Origin of the sequence: Geothrix sp. (assembly GCF_020622065.1) — a bacterium.
GTDB lineage: Bacteria > Acidobacteriota > Holophagae > Holophagales > Holophagaceae > Geothrix.
In genome coordinates this window covers 800,214-816,926 of sequence record NZ_JAHRYQ010000002.1, presented here as the reverse complement: position 1 = coordinate 816,926, position 16,713 = coordinate 800,214, and the positions used below count along the sequence as shown (strand labels likewise).

At 68.6% G+C, this 16,713-nt stretch carries 10 protein-coding genes; 4 read left to right on the top strand and 6 right to left on the bottom strand.

Annotated features, from left to right (window positions below; all coding sequences use genetic code 11):
* Positions 1 to 3: 3 nt before the first annotated feature.
* From nifJ to QZ647_RS13210, 3 genes are all read right to left on the bottom strand, one after another.
* Positions 4 to 3,564 (bottom strand): pyruvate:ferredoxin (flavodoxin) oxidoreductase, encoded by a 3,561-nt coding sequence (nifJ, locus tag QZ647_RS13220; protein ID WP_291272612.1) that lies wholly within the window; start codon positions 3,562 to 3,564, stop codon positions 4 to 6.
* 117 nt (positions 3,565 to 3,681) lie between these two features.
* Positions 3,682 to 6,465: an NADPH-dependent glutamate synthase gene (gltA, locus tag QZ647_RS13215; RefSeq protein WP_291272611.1), complete on the bottom strand. Its 2,784-nt coding sequence runs from the start codon at positions 6,463 to 6,465 to the stop codon at positions 3,682 to 3,684.
* 142 nt (positions 6,466 to 6,607) lie between these two features.
* Positions 6,608 to 9,247, bottom strand: a complete 2,640-nt coding sequence (locus QZ647_RS13210) for a CHASE domain-containing protein (protein WP_291272610.1) — start codon at positions 9,245 to 9,247, stop codon at positions 6,608 to 6,610.
* 72 nt (positions 9,248 to 9,319) lie between these two features.
* On the opposite strand from QZ647_RS13210, the gene QZ647_RS13205 reads away from it, so the two are divergent.
* A complete protein-coding gene (locus QZ647_RS13205; protein WP_291272609.1) occupies positions 9,320 to 9,766 on the top strand; it encodes a hypothetical protein in 447 nt (148 codons plus the stop codon).
* Positions 9,767 to 9,950: 184 nt separating this feature from the next.
* The gene (gene pheA, locus QZ647_RS13200; protein ID WP_291272608.1) at positions 9,951 to 11,048 is read left to right on the top strand and encodes a prephenate dehydratase; all 1,098 of its coding nucleotides are present in this window, start codon (positions 9,951 to 9,953) and stop codon (positions 11,046 to 11,048) included.
* Between the two features lie 4 nt (positions 11,049 to 11,052).
* Here the strand turns inward: pheA and QZ647_RS13195 are convergent, their stop codons facing one another.
* Positions 11,053 to 12,039 carry an isoaspartyl peptidase/L-asparaginase gene (locus QZ647_RS13195; RefSeq protein ID WP_291272607.1) on the bottom strand — a complete coding sequence of 329 codons (987 nt, stop codon included), beginning with the start codon at positions 12,037 to 12,039 and terminating at the stop codon, positions 11,053 to 11,055.
* 13 nt (positions 12,040 to 12,052) lie between these two features.
* The gene (gene moaA / locus QZ647_RS13190) at positions 12,053 to 13,057 is read right to left on the bottom strand and encodes a GTP 3',8-cyclase MoaA (RefSeq protein WP_291272606.1); all 1,005 of its coding nucleotides are present in this window, start codon (positions 13,055 to 13,057) and stop codon (positions 12,053 to 12,055) included.
* A gap of 59 nt (positions 13,058 to 13,116) precedes the next feature.
* Between moaA and QZ647_RS13185 the strand changes: the two genes are divergently transcribed.
* Both QZ647_RS13185 and QZ647_RS13180 read left to right on the top strand, forming a co-directional pair.
* The gene (locus tag QZ647_RS13185; protein ID WP_291272605.1) at positions 13,117 to 14,361 is read left to right on the top strand and encodes a hypothetical protein; all 1,245 of its coding nucleotides are present in this window, start codon (positions 13,117 to 13,119) and stop codon (positions 14,359 to 14,361) included.
* Positions 14,358 to 15,722, top strand: coding sequence for a tetratricopeptide repeat-containing serine protease family protein (locus QZ647_RS13180; protein ID WP_291272604.1), 1,365 nt, complete (start codon positions 14,358 to 14,360; stop codon positions 15,720 to 15,722). The genes QZ647_RS13185 and QZ647_RS13180 overlap by 4 nt, the downstream gene beginning before the upstream one ends.
* Here the strand turns inward: QZ647_RS13180 and QZ647_RS13175 are convergent.
* Complete coding sequence (locus QZ647_RS13175) at positions 15,670 to 16,626, bottom strand: 2-oxoglutarate and iron-dependent oxygenase domain-containing protein (protein ID WP_291272603.1); 957 nt, start codon at positions 16,624 to 16,626, stop codon at positions 15,670 to 15,672. The two genes, QZ647_RS13180 and QZ647_RS13175, sit on opposite strands and share 53 nt — an antisense overlap.
* Positions 16,627 to 16,713 lie beyond the last annotated feature (87 nt).

The following is a 16,713-nucleotide window of genomic DNA, read 5'->3' as shown; positions in this document are numbered from 1 at the left end:
CCCTCAGCTTTCCTTGGCCGTGACGGACAGCTTGGCGAGCTGTTCGTAGACGGAGTAGCGGTTGGTGGTGTCGAGCTGGGCCTGGGCCATGAGCTTCTGGAAGTGCTCGGGGTTCTGCTGCTCGATCATGCGGTAGCGCGTCTCGTTGCGAACATACTGGAGCATGGGCACCTTGGGCGCGCCGGAATCCATCTGCAGCGGCGCCTCACCCTTTTCCAGGCGGCGGGGGTCGAAGCGGAAGAGCGGCCAGTGACCGGAGTCCACGGCCAGCTTTTGCTGGTCGCAGCCGTGGGCCAGGTCGTAGCCGTGGGCGATGCAGTGGCTGTAGGCCAGGATGAGGCTGGGGCCGTTGTAGGACTCGGCTTCCTGGAAGGCCTTCACCGTCTGCGCGTCGCGGAAGCCGAAGGCGACCTTGGCCACATAGATGCCGCCGTAGCTCATGGCGATCATGCTCAGGTCCTTCTTGGGCATGCTCTTGCCGGCCATGGCGAACTTGGCGCCGGCGCCCATGGGCGTGGACTTGGAAGCCTGGCCACCGGTGTTGGAGTAGACCTCGGTATCAAGCACCAGCACATTCACATTGCGGCCAGAGGCGAGCACATGATCGAGGCCGCCGTAGCCGATGTCGTAGGCCCAGCCGTCGCCACCCACGATCCAGACGCTCTTGTTGACCAGGTAGTCGGCCAGGTCATAGAGCATCTTCGCTTCGGGCTCGTTGAGCCCGGTCAGCTTCTGCTTGAGGATCTCGACCCGCTCGCGCTGGGCCTTGATGCCGGCTTCGGTGCTCTGGTCGGCGGTGGCGATGCCGGTGATGAGTTCATCACCGAGCTTGGCGACGAGGCGGTGCATCAGCTCGAGGGCGAACTCCTGGTGCTTGTCCACGGAGAGACGCATGCCCAGGCCGAACTCCGCGTTGTCTTCGAAGAGGCTGTTGGCCCAGGCGGGACCGCGGCCATCCTTGTTCACGGCGTAGGGGGTGGTGGGCAGGTTGCCGCCGTAGATGCTGGAGCAGCCCGTGGCATTGGCGATCAGCGTGCGGTCGCCGAAGAGCTGGGTGAGCAGCTTGATGTAGGGGGTCTCGCCGCAGCCCGAGCAGGCGCCGCTGAATTCGAAGAGCGGCTCGAGGAACTGCGTGCCCTTCACATCGAGCTTCACCTTGGTGCGATCAGCTTCGGGCAGGTCGAGGAAGAACGAGAAGTTGGCGGCCTCGGCTTCGCGGAGCGGGGCCTGGGCGACCATGTCGATGGCCTTGTGCTTGGGGTTGCTCTTGTCCTTGGCGGGGCAGACTTCCACGCAAAGGGTGCAGCCCGTGCAGTCCTCGGGGGCCACCTGGATGGTGTACTTCTGGCCCTTGAACTCGGGGCCCTTGTAGTCCACGCCCTTGAAGGTCTCAGGGGCGCCGGCCAGGGCCGCGGGATCGTAGACCTTGGCGCGGATGGCGGCGTGGGGGCAGACCATCGCGCACTTGTTGCACTGGATGCAGAGGGCGGCATCCCACTCGGGGATCTCCAGCGCGATGTTGCGCTTCTCCCACTTGGTGGTGGCCATGGGCCAGGTGCCGTCGATCGGGAAGGCGCTGACGGGCAGCAGGTCGCCCTTGCCCTCCATCATCACGGCCGTGACGCGCTGGACGAAGTCCGGAGCCTCGGCAGCCACCGCGGGGGGCCGCACGCGGGTGGAGGAGACCGTGGCGGGCACCTTCACTTCATGGAGGTGGGCCAGGGTTTCATCCACGGCCACGAAGTTCTTCTGGACGATGGCGTCGCCCTTCTTGCCGTAGGTCTTCTTGATGGCCTTCTTGATCTGGGCGATGGCCTCCTCGCGAGGCAGCACACCGGAGATGGCGAAGAAGCAGGTCTGCATGATGGTGTTGATGCGCACGCCCATGCCGGTGTTCTTGGCCACTTCGTAGGCGTCGATCACATAGAACTTGAGCTGCTTCTCGACGATGGCCTCCTGCACTTCCTTGGGCAGGGTGTCCCACACCGTCTCGCTGTTGTGGGGCGTGTTCAGCAGGAAGGTGGCGCCCTTCACGGCGGTCTCGAGCATCTCGTATTTCTCGAGGAAGCTGGTCTGGTGGCAGGCGATGAAGTTCGCCTTGGTCACCAGGTAGGCGCTCTTGATGGGCCGGGGTCCGAAGCGCAGGTGGCTGATGGTGATGGCGCCGGACTTCTTGGAGTCGTAGACGAAGTAGCCCTGGCCGTAGTTGTCCGTCTCTTCCGCGATGATCTTGATGGAGTTCTTGTTGGCGCCCACGGTGCCGTCAGCGCCGAGGCCATAGAAGAGGGCGCGGGTCACATCGGCAGGTTCCACATCGAAGCTGGCGTCGTAGGTCAGCGAGCTGTGGCTGATGTCATCCATGATGCCGATGGTGAAGTGGTTCTTCGGCTTGTCCTTGGCCAGGTTGTCGTAGATGGCCTTGACCATGGCGGGGGTGAATTCCTTGGAGGACAGGCCGTAGCGGCCGCCCACGACGATGGGGTCGAGGGTGGTGTGGCCTTCCTCGCGGCCTTCGCGCAGGGCGGAGATCACATCCATGTGCATGGGATCGCCGGGGCACCCGGGCTCCTTGCAGCGGTCCATGACGGCGATCTTCTTCACGGAGGCGGGGAGGGCGCGGACGAATTCCTCGATGGCGAAGGGCCTGAAGAGGCGGACCTTGAGGACACCCACCTTCTCGCCCTGCTTGGCGGCCCACTCCACATACTCGTGGGTGACATCGCAGCCGGAGCCCATGATGACCACCACGCGCTCGGCCTCGGGGTGGCCGTAGTAGTCGTAGAGGCGGTAGTTGCGGCCGGTCAGGGCGCCGAAGCGGTCCATCTCCTGCTGCATGATGGCCGGGAAGGCCTTGTAGTAGGGGGTGCAGGCCTCGCGAGCCTGGAAGAAGGTGTCGGGGTTCTGGGCGGTGCCGCGGATCACCGGGTGATCGGGCGTCAGGGCGTGCTTGCGGAACTTGGCCACCAGCTCGTCGGGCACCATGTGGCGGAGGTCCTCGTCGTTGAGGATCTCGATCTTGGCGACCTCGTGGCTGGTGCGGAAGCCGTCGAAGAAGTGCAGGATGGGCACCCGGCTGCGCAGGGTGGCCGCATGGCAGATGGCGGCGAAGTCATGGGCCTGCTGGACGCTCTCGGAGGAGAGCATGGCGAAGCCGGTCATGCGGCAGGACATCACATCCGAGTGGTCGCCGAAGATGCTCAGCGCGTGGGCGGCCAGGGTGCGGGCGCTCACATGCATGCAGAAGGGCGTCAGCTCGCCGGCGATCTTGTACATGTTCGGGATCATCAAGAGCAGGCCCTGGGACGCCGTGAAGGTCGTCGTCAGGCTGCCGGCCTGGAGGGCGCCGTGGACCGCGCCGGCGGCACCACCCTCGGACTGCATCTCGATCACCGAGGGGATGGTCTTCCAGACATTGGTCTTGCCCTGGGAGCTCCATTCGTCGGCCCACTCGCCCATGTTCGACGAGGGCGTGATGGGATAGATGGCGATGACCTCGCTGAGGCGATGGGCGACTGAGGCGGTGGCCTCATTTCCATCGAGGGTCTTCATCACTCGCTGGCTCATGGTTCACTCCTTCCGGGGTCCTTGGGGGCGTTGCCGGCAATGGGCATCAAGACAAAAATCACACTTTGAACATCATATGTGATGAGCGGGTCGATTTGATCACAAAGGGTCAGGTGGTCAGACCACAGCCTGAGCTTCCCCCAAAAGGCGTTTGTGGATGGCGGCGGCGGCCCGGCGGCCCTGACCCATGGCCAGGATCACCGTGGCGCCACCGGTGATGACATCGCCGCCTGCGAAGACGCCCGGGAGGGAGGTCTCGCCAGTTTCATTGTCGACGACAACAACCCCCCCCTTGAGGGTCCGCAATCCCTTTTCCGTCATGGCCAGGAGGGGGTTCACATCGAAGCCCAGCGCGACCACCAGGGTCTCGCAGGGGATCATGATGCGCTCGTCGGTCATCTTGGGGCTGCGGCGGCCGTCGGGGCCGGGCTCGCCCAGCTCCATCACGGCGCATTCGGCGTGGGTCATCCAGCCCTTCTCGTTGCCGTGGAGCTGCACGGGGGTGGTGAGGAACTTGAACTCGACCCCCTCCTCCATCGCGTGCTCGAGCTCTTCCTTGCGGGCCGTGGATTCATTGATGGTGCGGCGGTAGACCACCGTGACCTTCTCGGCGCCCATGCGGCGGGCGGCGCGGGAGGCGTCCATGGCGGTGTTGCCAGCGCCGACGATGATCACATTCTTGCCGATGGTCACGGGCGTGGAGTATTCGGGGAAGAGGTCGGCACGCATGAGGTTGATGCGGGTGAGGAACTCGTTGGCGGTGTAGACGCCTTTGAACTCCTCGCCGGGGATCCCCATCATCTTGGGCAGGCCGGCGCCGGTGCCCATGAAGATGGCGTCGTTCTCCTGGCGGAGATCCTCCAGCGTCATGCTGCGGCCCACCAGGGTGTTCATGACGAACTTCACGCCCAGGCGGCGAAGGGTGTCCACTTCCTGATCCACGATCTTGTTGGGCAGGCGGAACTCGGGGATGCCGTAGAGCATCACGCCGCCGGGCTTGTGGAGGGCGTCGTAGACGGTGACCTGGTGGCCCTTCTTGATGAGCTCCCCCGCGACCGTGAGGCCCGCGGGGCCCGCGCCGATGACAGCGACCTTCTTGCCCGTGGCCGCCTCGACCGGGGGCAGCTCCTGGGAGCCCAGCATGGAATCCGAGGCGAAGCGCTCCAGGCGGCCGATGGACACGGGCAGGCCCTTGATGCCCACCACGCACTTGATCTCGCACTGCTTCTCCTGCGGGCAGACACGACCGCAGACGGAGCCCAACGAGGAGCTTTCCTTGATGACGCGGGCCGCGGCCTGGGGATCGTCATTGACGATCTGCTGCAGGAAGGCCGGGATGTTGATGCTCACCGGGCAGCCTTCGATGCAGGCGGGGTGCTTGCACATGATGCAGCGGGCGGCCTCCAGCTTGGCCTGTTCGGGCGACAGGCCCAGGCTCACCTCGTCGAAGTTGCACACGCGCAGCTCGGGCGGCTGGCAGGCCATCTCCTGGCGGGGGATCTTCATCTTCTGGCTGGGCTTGATGGCGCCCAGGTCCAGGTTCTGCCAGTCCAGCTCCGTCACAGGCTCGTTGAGGTACTGCGAGTAGTCCACGGGGCCGGTGGCGGCCACGCGGCCGATCTTGCATTCGGAGGGATCGCAGATGTCCTTCTCCTCCTGCTTGTACCAGTCCTGGCGCATGCGGAGCATGTTGAAGTCCACCTGGTGGCCGTCGAAGTCGGGACCGTCGAAGCAGGCGAACTTGGTCTGCCCGCCCACGCTGACGCGGCAGCCGCCGCACATGCCCGTGCCATCGACCATGAGGGCGTTGAGGCTCACGAGGGTGAAGATGCCGTGGGGCTTCGTCAGGTCGGACACGGCCCGCATCATGGGCAGGGGGCCCACCGCCACCACCTGGGCCACCTTCTCCCGGGCGATGATGTCCTTGAGGGCGTCCGTCACCAGGCCCTGGCGGCCCAGGGTGCCGTCATCGGTGGTGATGATCAGTTCGGCGGAGGCCTTGCCCAGCTCATCGGCCAGCAGCACGCGCTCCCGGCTGCGGCCGCCCAGGATGGTGATCACGCGGCGGCCCTTGGCGTGCAGCTCCTCGGCCGCGGGCAGGATGGCCGCAGACCCGTAGCCGCCGGCCATCAGGACGATGGTGCCTTCCTCCACCAGCTCCGTGGGGGTGCCCATGGGGCCGGCCACGGCGTAGAGGCGGTCGCCCGCGCTGAGCTTGCCCATGGCCTGGGTCGTGGCGCCCACCTCCTGCATGATGAAGTGGATGTAGCCTCGGCGGGCATCGCCGCCGGCGAGGGTGAGGGGGATGCGCTCGCTCTCGGGGAAGGGGGCCACCATGAAGAACTGGCCGGGCTTGCGGCCCCGGGCCACCTGGGGGGCCTGCACGATGAAGGACCAGGTCTCGGGGGCGATGAGCTTCTTCTCGAGGATCAGGTAGCCGTCCTGGGTCTCGTCGTCGGACCAGTAGAGGGTCTTGCCCTTGAGCAAGGGGAGCATCAGGTGCTCTTCCGTCTCGATGTGCTCGCGGATCAGGTCCACCAGTCGCTGGCCCAGCAGGGTGAGGGAGCGGGGGGCGCGCACTTGGCCGTCGTTGATCTCGGCCAGCAGCTGCAGGTTCAGATCCCACATCTGGCGGTGATCCTCGTGCAGGCGCTGGTGCAGGGACTCGGCGCCGATCTCCTCCAGGAGGGGGAACAGTTCCCGCTCCTCGGCCTCGTTGTGGACGCGCAGCACCTCGAAGATCCACCGGGCGCCCCGGTCCACGCCCTTCCAGTCGCCCGCGCCCAGGGCTTCGGACATGCGCGTCAGCTGGCCCTGGGCCTCTTCATGGGTGGCGTGCCAGTTCGGCGTGGGAAGATTCCCAGCGCTGATCAGGTTCGTGGCCGCTTCGGACTCAGACATGGAGGCCTCCAGATCCGTTCAGCATGCGATGACGGGAGGGGGAATTCTGTGTCTAAAAACCTAATTGGGAACACTTGTGACCCATGCCACAGGACGCTGGAATCGCAAGGACTTAGCTAATGGAAAAGGCATTCCGGATTAATCATTCAGGCGTTCGTCTCCGGGGTGAATCGGTGAGAATGTCCCGAATTTTCGCCACCAGCTCCCTCACCTGGAAGGGTTTCTGGAGGAAGCCGTCCGGGGGGAAGTCCTCCAGGGACTCCAGGGACTCTTTCTGGGTGTATCCGCTGGTGAGGAGGACCCGCATGCCAGGAGCCAGTTCCCGGATCTTCCGGAAGGCCTCCGCGCCGCCCATGCGGGGCATGGTCATGTCGAGCAGCACCAGATCCACGGAGGTCCGGCCCGCCTGGATCACCTCCACGGCCTCCAGGCCGTCCCGGGCTTCCAGCACCTGGAAGCCCGCGTTCTCCAGGGCGGTCCGCGCGAGGTCACGCAGGATGGCCTCGTCATCCACCACCAGCACGGTCCCCGACACCGCGGGCCGGGGCTGGGCCTCGGGGGGCGGGATGGTGACGGTGGCCTCGCCGGCGGGGAAGAGCAGGATGAAGGTCGTACCCTCGCCCGGCGTGCTCTCCACCCGGATGCCCGCCCGGTGGCCCCGCACGATGCCGAGCATGGCGGAGAGGCCCAGGCCCCGGCCCGTGAACTTGGTGGTGAAGAAGGGGTCGAAGATGCGGCCGATGGTCTCCGCGTCCATCCCGCTGCCGTCGTCTTCCACCTCCATGCGGACATAGAGGCCGGGCTCCAGCACCTGGCCCGGGAAGGCGGCGGAGAGCTGGGCCTGGGTGTATTCGGCCGCCCGCGTGCGGAGGATGATCTTCCCGGGCCGATCGCCGATGGCCTCGGAGGCGTTGATCACCAGGTTCATCACGACTTGCTGGAACTGTGCGCTGTCTGCTTCCACGGGCGGGAGGCCAGGCTGGAGGTCCCGGCGCAGGACCACCTTCTTGGAGATGGAGACCGACAGCAGGTCGCCCATCTCGACGATGATGCCGTTCAGATCCAGGGGCTGGACCGAGAAGTGGGCCTTGCCCGCATAGGCCAGCAACTGGCGGGCCAGGTCGGCACCGCGCTGGGTGGTGGCCTCGACGCGCTGGAGGGCGTGCAGGAGGCGGGGATTGCCCTTGGCGAGGTCCAGGGCCACTTCGGTATTGCCCAGGATGGCCGTGAGGAGGTTGTTGAAGTCATGGGCGATGCCCCCGGCGAGGACGCCCAGGCTCTCCAGCTTCTGGGCCTGGCGCAGGGCGCTCTCGGCCCGCCGGCGCTCCGTGACATCGTCGGCCATGAAGATGGCGCCGAGGAAGCGGCCCCGCTCGTCGCGCAGCGCCGTGTTGTACCAATCGCAGAGGATCCGCTGGCCGGTCCGGGTGAGGTTCTCCATGGTGGCCCGGATGCCATCCGTGCCGCCGAGCAGGGCCTCCCGGTGGGCGGCCACCCCTGCCTGGCCTTCCTTGGGAACGAGGTCCCGGGTGTCCTTGCCGAGGGCCTCCTCCCGGGTGTAGCCGAAGATCCGCTCCGCGGCTGGATTCCACTCGCGGATCCGGAAGGCGCCGTCGGTCTCGATCACGGCCAGGGGCGTGGATTCCAGGTGGCTGCGATTCCGCTGGAGGGCCTCGAACAGCGTCGCATTCATGTCGTGGGCCAGGGCGAGGGCGCGCACCCGCGTGCCGGCCAGGGACCAGACCACGGCCGCCAGCGAGAGGCTGATGACGAGCCCGCCGATCAGCAGGTGCAAGGGCTGGTTCCGTCCCTCGGTGCGGTAGAAGCCCGGCTTGACCGCGTAGCGGAGCTGCCAGCCGCGGCCCCCGGCCTCCAGCTTCTGGATCGCTTCAGGTGTCCCGCCCTGGGGCCAGCCCTCACTGGCCATCAGCTGCTGGGGGCCCTGGGGCGCGAAGGCGTCCACGAGGCTGAGGGCCACACCGGCGTCTTCGCCCCGGAGGAGGTCTTCCAGGAGCGGCTGGAGGAGGATCCCCGCGGAAACCCAGCCCTTGAGGTGGCGGTGGCGCTCCTCCGGCGTGCCGGGCAGGCCGGGCCCCGAATAGACGGGCATGAACAGGGCCACGGCATCCTGACGGCCCTCCTTGAGGGTGAAGTAGAGCAGCCCGGACAGCGTGGGCTGGCCCGTCTCGGCCGCGCGTTCCGCTGCGAGGCGCTGGGTGGGGCTGACGCCGACATCGAGTCCCAGGGCGGCCGCCCCCCGGGCGCCCGATTCGCAGAGCTCGATGATGAGGTGGTCCGCATCCTGGCCCGGGTGTCGAAGGGGCAGGGGATCCGAGATGGGTCGATGGTAGCGGTCCCTCAGCTGCGGCCGGTCCCGCAGAAAGCCATCCAGGTCGGCGGCCGGAACGCGGCGGATGAAGGCGAGGCTCGACAGGCCCGGGTGCCGCTCCTGGAGGGCCAGCGAGCCCACGAAGGCCCGCCATTCCTCCACGCCGGGCTCACCCCGGTCCGCGGCGAACATGCCCTGGGCCCCCCGAACGATGTCCTCGTAGCGGCCCAGCCGGTTCTTCAGGCTCTGTTCGGTGCGGCCCACGAACCGGTTGAGCCGGGCCAGGTCCCGCTGTTCCTGATTGCGGCGGGCGACGCTCCAGGACAGCAGCGTCGCGCCCAGGCTCACCAGCAGGACGGCCAGAGCAAGCAGGGACGGACCCCGGGGCGAGGTGAGCGGAGGGGTGGATGGGAGTGGGGGCGCCGTCATGGGAGGGATGGAAACCGGCCCCATGGTAGCCACCTGGGCCCGGTTGCACCCTCGGGATCTTCCATGCGGTAGGGTGGATACTGTTGGAGAGTTGCCGTGGACCTGCTCGATGAATTCCTGCCCTACGCCCAGAGCTGTCTGAAGCACCCTTCAGAGCGGGCCCGCCTGGCGGTCCTCCTCACCCACTGGGTGGGCAAGTGGCGCGGCAAGCACCGGGTGTTCGACTACTCCCGCAGCCACCACGGGGCCTTCCTGCACTTCAACCAGCTCATGGACGGGAAGTGGGTCCAGGCCTTCACCTTCGTGGCCACGCGACGCGAAGGCGTCTGTCTCCGGGGGCCCGAGCCGGACCGGGCCCGGAAATCCCACAAGTTCCGCCACAACCCCCTGGATGCCGCCCCCCTGGACGCCCTGTTCGAGGCCTGGTCCCAGCATCCCGAGGCCCGGCCGGCGGGCCGCGCCGTGGAGTTCTTCCTGGAAGAGACTCCGGACGAGGTGTGGGCGGCCTGCCTGGCAGAAGTCATTACCCATCTCGGCGCCTGACGGCTTGCGGACCTGCCCGGCTTTCGGGCATGGTGTCAGGACCGTCATGCCGACTCCCCGCTGCTTTTTCGCCTTCAGCTTTCGCACCCCGGGTGCGGGGGTGGACGGCTTCTAGACCTGAACCGCTTCCGCCATCGCCCCCGAGACCTCACGGCTCGGGGGTTTCTGCATTTCAGGAGCTCTCGTGATCCCGACGCCATCCGATCCCCTCCAGGGCCTCCGCCAGGCCATCGACCGCGTGGACGACGAGCTGCTGACCCTGCTGAACCAACGGGCCGCCCTGGCCGCCGAGGTGGGCCGCCTGAAGACGGCCGCCGCGCCCGAGGGGATCTTCCATGCCCCGAAGCGCGAGCGGGAGGTCCTTGCGCGCCTCGAGGCGGAGAACGGCGGGCCCTTTCCGGCTCCGGCCGTGCGCACGATCTTCCAGGAAATTATGAGCGCCTGCCTCAGCCTGGAGAAGCCGCTCCGGGTGGCCTTCCTGGGGCCCGAGGGCACCTTCACCCACCTGGCGGCCCGCCACCAGTTCGGCGGCTCCAGCCAGTCCCTGCCCCAGGGCACCATCCAGGCCGTGTTCCAGGCGGTGGAGCGGGCCCGGGCCGACTACGGCGTGGTGCCTGTGGAGAACGCCACTGAAGGGGCGGTGGACTCCACGCTGGACGCCTTCCTCGACAGCCCCCTGCGGATCTGCGCGGAGATCCTGCTGCCTGTGGATCAGGCGCTGCTGCTGCGACCCGAGCTCGATCTGGGGGCCGTGCGCCGGGTCTATTCCCATCCCCAGGCCCTGGGTCAGTGCCGCCGCTGGCTGGAGGCGCACCTTCCCCAGGCCGACCGCATCGAGGCGCCATCCACCTCCGAAGCGGCGCGTCTGGCGCGGGAGGACGCGGAAGGGGCTGCCGTGGCCTCGGAGCTGGCCGCGGAGCTGTTCGGCCTCAAGGTGGCCGAGACGCGGATCCAGGATCTGGCCGCCAACGCCACGCGCTTTCTGGTGCTGGGCCCGAAGGCCGCCGAGCCCACGGGGCGAGATCGCACCACCCTGCTGGCCATGGCCCAGGATGGCCCCGGCGCCCTCCTCCACCTGCTGGAGCCACTGGCCCGCCGCGGGTTGAACCTCAGCCGCATCCAGAGCCGCCCCACCCGCCGCAAGCTCTGGGAATACGCCTTCTTCCTCGACATCGAAGGCCACGCCGCCGACGCCCTTATGGCCGAAGCCCTGGCCGAGCTGAAGGGCGCCTGCGCCTCCATGAAGGTGCTGGGCAGCTACCCGAGGGCGGGGGAAATGTGAGGGCCTACTGCGCCGCGCTCCACGCCATCTGGTTCCGGTAGTCCGTCCCGAACTGCTTCTTCTCGGCAGAGTAGTTGCAGCCGCCGCCGGTGCTGGCGGGACCGACGGCGACGAGGCCCAGGTCGATGCGGGCGGGGAAGGCGGCGAGGGCGCGGTCCACGGCCTTCTGGGCGGAGAGGCCCTTGGCCAGCAGGTCGTAGGTGGTCTTGGCCACCAGGTGCTTGACGATGTCCTCGCCGTTGCCGGTGCAGGCCACGGCGCCCTTGGGCCCGGCATAAATGCCCGCGCCGTACATGGGCACATCGCCCACGCGGCCGTAGAAGGTGATGGTGGTGCCCCCGGTGCTGATGGCGGCGGCGAAGCGGCCCTGGGCATCCCGGGTGACGCAGCCCACGGTGTCGGGAGAGCCCAGGGCCTCCTTCAGGGGCGTGGGGAAGTTCCAGGCCTTTTTCCAGTCGTAGCGCTTCCAGGCCTCGATCTGGCGCGGATCCGAACCCTGGAGGATGCTCTGCACGCGCTGGAAGCGGGCCCGGTTCTCGGCGCAGGTGGGGTCGTAGTCGGGAAATCCCATGGCCCGGGCGAAGCGCGTGGCGCCCTCACCCACGATGAGGAGGTGGGGCGTGTCCATGACCTTGCGGGCTACGAGCACGGGGTTCTTCACGCGCTCGATGGCGGCCACAGCTCCGAAGCCGCCGGTGGCGCCGTCCATGCAGGCGGCGTCCATCTGGATGGTCTTGCCGTCGAGGCGGATGTTGGCGCCGGTGCCCGCGTTGAAGCGGGGATCGTCCTCCAGCACCATCACGCCGGCCAGGGCGGCGTCCAGCGCGGAAGCGCCGGTTTTCAGGGCGGCCAGGGCTTTCGCGGCAGCCGGATCAGTGCCATCCATGCGGGTGCGGGGACTGCCGGCCCCGCCATGGACGACCGCGGCTGGGGGCGCGGCCAGCAGGCCCGTGGTGAGGAGCAGGGCGGCGAATCGGGTGGGGATGCTCATGGGACTCCTGGACTCAGCCGCCGATGCGGGACATCTCGACCTTGGGCAGGCCGGGGGTGGCGCCGTGCCGGAGCTCGGAGTAGTGGTCATCCCGCCGCTTCCAGTGGAACGCCAGGAGGGAGGCGAGGTCCGCGTCGGTGTGGCCGCTGCGGAGGAAGGCCTTGAGATCCAGCCCCTCGCCCGCGAAGAGGCAGGTGTAGAGGTGGCCGTCGGCGGACAGGCGGGCCCGGTCGCAGCCCCGGCAGAAGGGGGCCGTGACGGAGGCGATGAGGCCCAGCTCACCCTGGCCGTCGCGGTAGCGCCATTCCCGGGCCACGGCACCGCGGGGCGCGTCCACGGGCTCCAGGGGCCAGCGCTCGTGGAGGCGGCGATGCACCTCGGCGGCGGGCACCACGGATTCCATGCGCCAGCCGTTGGTGGTGCCCACATCCATGAACTCGATGAAGCGGAGGGAATGACCCCGCTCCCGGGCGAAGGCGGCGAGATCCAGGATCTCGTCCTCGTTCACGCCGCGCTGGAGCACGCAGTTGAGCTTGAGGCGGCTGAAGCCGGCCGCCCGGGCGGCGGTGAGGCCCTCCAGCACCCGGGACAGGGGCAGGTCCGTATCGCTGAGGGCGCGGAAGCGGTCCGGACGGAGGGTGTCCAGGCTCACGGTGAGCCGCTTCAGGCCCGCGTCGTGCAGGGCCGCGGCCTGATCCGGAAGCAAGGCGCCATTGGTGGTGAGCGCCAGGTCCTCGATGCTGGGCACCGCAGCCAGCATGCGCACCAGGCTGGCGAGCTCCCGGCGCATGAGGGGTTCGCCCCCGGTGAGGCGGAGCTTGGTGACGCCGAGGCCTGCGAAGATCCGCACCAGCCGGGTGATCTCCTCAAAGCTGAGGAGGGCCTCCCGGGGCAGGAAGGGGTAGTCGGGCCCGAAGACCTCCTTGGGCATGCAATAGGTGCAACGGAAGTTGCACCGGTCGGTGACCGAGATGCGCAGTGCCCTCAGGGGGCGGCCCAGGGTGTCGAGGGGCTCCATATCCCAAGCATAAATTCCTTTCCTGCGTCAGAATGGACTGTTTGATTGGATCTCCAAAAATGGGCTTTTTCGATCGATTCCGTTCTCGCGCCGAGGAGGCGCCCCTGCCTGGGCTGGCGGCCCTCCTGGAGGCCAGGGGCGTTCCGTCGTCCCTGCCCGGCCTGGAAGGGTTGGCGTCCGGGTTCGAGGCCCATCGGAAACCGGAGGAGCGGGAGGCCTGGGCGGATGCGGTGGCCGAGCTCCACCAGCAGGGCCTGCCGCTGCCCGAGCCCTGGATCGACGCCCAGGACCACCTCCTGCCGGAGCTGGTTCCCGCCTGGCAGGCGGAGCGGGAGGGCCGCTGGAGCCGCGGGTTCATCGACGGCCTGCGCCAGCGCATCCGCGTGGGCGAGGTGGTGATGCCCAGCGCCTGGCTGAAGCTCTGGGACCAGCCCGCCGACGATGTGCTGGAGCTGGCCCTGGATCACCTGCGTCACCGCAGCGGCGGCGCCTTCGAGCGCCTGCCTTCCGGCATCTACCGCGGTCCCTGGCGCGACGGGTTCGACGCGGCCCGCCTGCTGCTGCCGGAGATCTGGCATGGGCTCTTCAAGGACCAGCATCCCTTCCTCGCCATTCCCGCCGCCGACACCCTGCTGGCCACACCGCAGATCCTGCTGCCCAAGCTCATGGACGAGGTGGGCCGCATGATCCAGGCGGGGCGTCCAGCGCTTCAACTGGCCGTGCTGGAGCGCATCGACGACAAGCTCATGACCGCCCGGCTTCAGGATCCGCACCCCATGTCCGCGCCCCAGCGGGAACTGAAGCACCTGGACCTCATCGAGGCGTTGCGCATCCAGGAGAAGGATCTGGATCCGGCCCTGGGCCGTCCCGCTTCCGTCGCCATTGTGAAGACCACCCAGGGCAAGCCGCTGACGCTGGCGTCCTGGGAGGCCGGCACGCCCGTGCTGCTGCCCGAGACGGACCTCATCGCCTTCTCCGCGGCGAATGGCGAGCCGCTGGCCATCTGCTGGCGCCAGACCCTGCCGCGCATCCAGGAACTCCGGGGCGAGGCCGTGGCCATCTGGGGGCCCCGCCGGGTCCGCTACGAAGGCTTCCCCACCGAAGAACAGCTCTCCCGCCTGGAGCGTTTCGCCACGGCCGAGCAGATGCGGGCCATGCTGGCCCAGCCCGGCAACCGCCCCGCGCCCGCAGCGCCGCGGCCTGCCACAGGCGGAACGGGTGGCAACGCCCTGAGCAGCCCAGGCGCCACGACCCTCCCCCGCCACCTGCAGGGGGCCGGGCTCGGCGTGCAAGACCCGGAATGATCCTCCCCGGGGTGGCGCTGCCGGCGGTTCAGGAAGCCGCGCCTCCCTCGGCCATCCCCCTGCTGCGGCGGGCCCAGGAGTCCGTGCTGCTGGTGCGGAGCCCCCTCGGGGGAATCCAGGCCCACCAGGGCAGCGGCGTGGTCGTGGCGCCCGGCCTCGTGGCGACCAACGCCCATGTGGCGGAAGGGGGGCACGGGCTCGTGGTGTACCGGGGCTCCGAGGCCTGGCGGGTGACCCGGGTGCGGATGGACCGGGCCCGAGATCTCTGCCTGCTCACGGTGCCGGGATTGACCGTGCCTGCAGTGACGCTGGCCCCGGCGCCCGCGGAGGTGGGACAGGCCGTGGTGGCCATGGGATATCCGGGCGGGCAGGACCTCGTGGTATCCCGGGGGCGGCTTCGGGGCATCTGGCACTACGAAGAGGGCCGCCTGCTCCAGAGCGATGCCATGGCGCTGCCCGGCAACAGCGGCGGCGGCCTGTTCGACGCGGAGGGGCGCCTGCTGGGGCTCACCAGCTTCACCTTCGCGGCCAGCCCCCGGCTGAGCTTCGCCGTGCCCGTGGACTGGATCCGGGAACTGGTGGCGCGGCCGGACCTGGCCGACACGAGCCACCCGGGGACGGGGCCCGGAGTCCAGGACGCGGATCTTCTGGGGGCGCTCGCGGCGGACCCCCGCAACTGGCCCGCCTGGGAGACGGCTGCGCGCCAGTGGGTCCGGGACCTGCCGATGGATCCCAATGCCTGGCTGGCCCTGGGGCTGGCCCTCGACCGCTCGGCCCGGGCCTCGGCGGAGGCCGGCCAAGGCGTGCCGCCCGTCGTGCTCCAGGAAAGCGTCGGAGCGTACCGCCGGTCCCTGGAACTTCAGCAGAAGCCCCGGGCCTGGAACAACCTCGGGACGACCCTGGACCAGCTCAACCGGTTCGATGAGGCCGAGCGGGCCTTCCTGGAAGCCCTGGCCCTGGAGCCCGGCTACGCCCTGGCCTGGATGAACCTGGGCTGCGCCCGGATCAATGCCCGGCGGTTCGCCGCGGGAGCGGAGGCCTTCCAGAAGGGGCTGGCCCTCCGTCCCGATGATGCGGAGGCCTGGATGCGTCTGGCCCACTGCCAGCAGATGCTGGGCCAGCGCGAAGCCGCCGTGGCCACGCTCCAGACCACCCTCCGCTACCGCCCTCTGGCGGCGGAGCTGTGGCTGGACCTGGGGCTGCTGCTGGTGGATCTCGGACGCCGGGAGGAGGCTCTGGCGGTGCAGGTCCGGCTGGCCGATCTGGATCCCCAGGGGGCGGCCCGCCTCCAGGGCGCCCTCAAACGGGTCAGATCAACCCGATCTCCCGCAGGCGCTGCAACAGGAAGGCGTGGGCGGTGATGGGCTCGAAGCGCTTGGCTTCGCCCGGGCCCAGGAGCGATCCGGGGCAGTCGAGGAGCACCTCGGGCCGCGGGTGGCAGAAGAAGGGCATGGAGTAGCGCACGGCCTCGGGGCTGTCGGGGTTGACCACCCGGTGCGTGGTGCTGGGGATCTTCAGGTTCACATGGCGGCTCAGCATGTCGCCCGCATCGGCCACGATCTCGCCGGCCAGGCCATCCACGGCGCGCCAGGTCCCGTCGCGGCCCAGCAGCTGCAGGCCCGAATCCGTGGCGGCGGGCAGCAGGGTGATGAGGTTGATGTCCTCGTGGGCGGAGCTCCGCACCCCGCCTTCGAGGTAGCGATCCCGCAGGGCCGGATAGTGGATGATGCGCAGGATGGAATTCCCGTCCACGATCATGTCCGCCAGGCTCCGTTCGGGCAGGCCCAGGTAGAGGGCGAGGGCCTCCAGCAGGGTGCCTGCGCAATCCTCCAGGGCCCGGTAGAGCGCCAGGGTGTGGCCCTTGAAGCCGGGGACCTCGGTCTCGGGCCAGAGGTTGTCGCCGTAGAGGGCCTTGAGGGGGTGGTCCGCCGGCAGCTCCTGGCCCACATGCCAGAACTCCTTGAGGTCGCCCACGGGGTTGTCCTTGGCATGCTCGCTGCCGAAGGGGGTGAAGCCCCGGGCGCCACCGGAGCCTGGCACGAGGTAGCGGCGCTTGACCTCCTCCGGCAGGGTGAAGAAGGTCCGGGCCGCCTCGTAGGCACCGTCCACATCAGCCTGCCGGACCCGGTGCCCGGCCACTTTCACGAAGCCCGTGTGCCGGAAACTGTCGCCCAGCACCCGGATGAACTCGGCGCGGTCCCGGGCGCTGCCCTCACGGAACTGGGACAGGTGGACGGTTTCGACCTGGAAGGTGGGATGGGCCATGGGGCCTCCGGGGACCGGCCATGATAGCTGGCGTGACAGGAATCTCCAGCGGCCGGTCGATCCGGGTGGAAGCCAAAAAAACGGCGG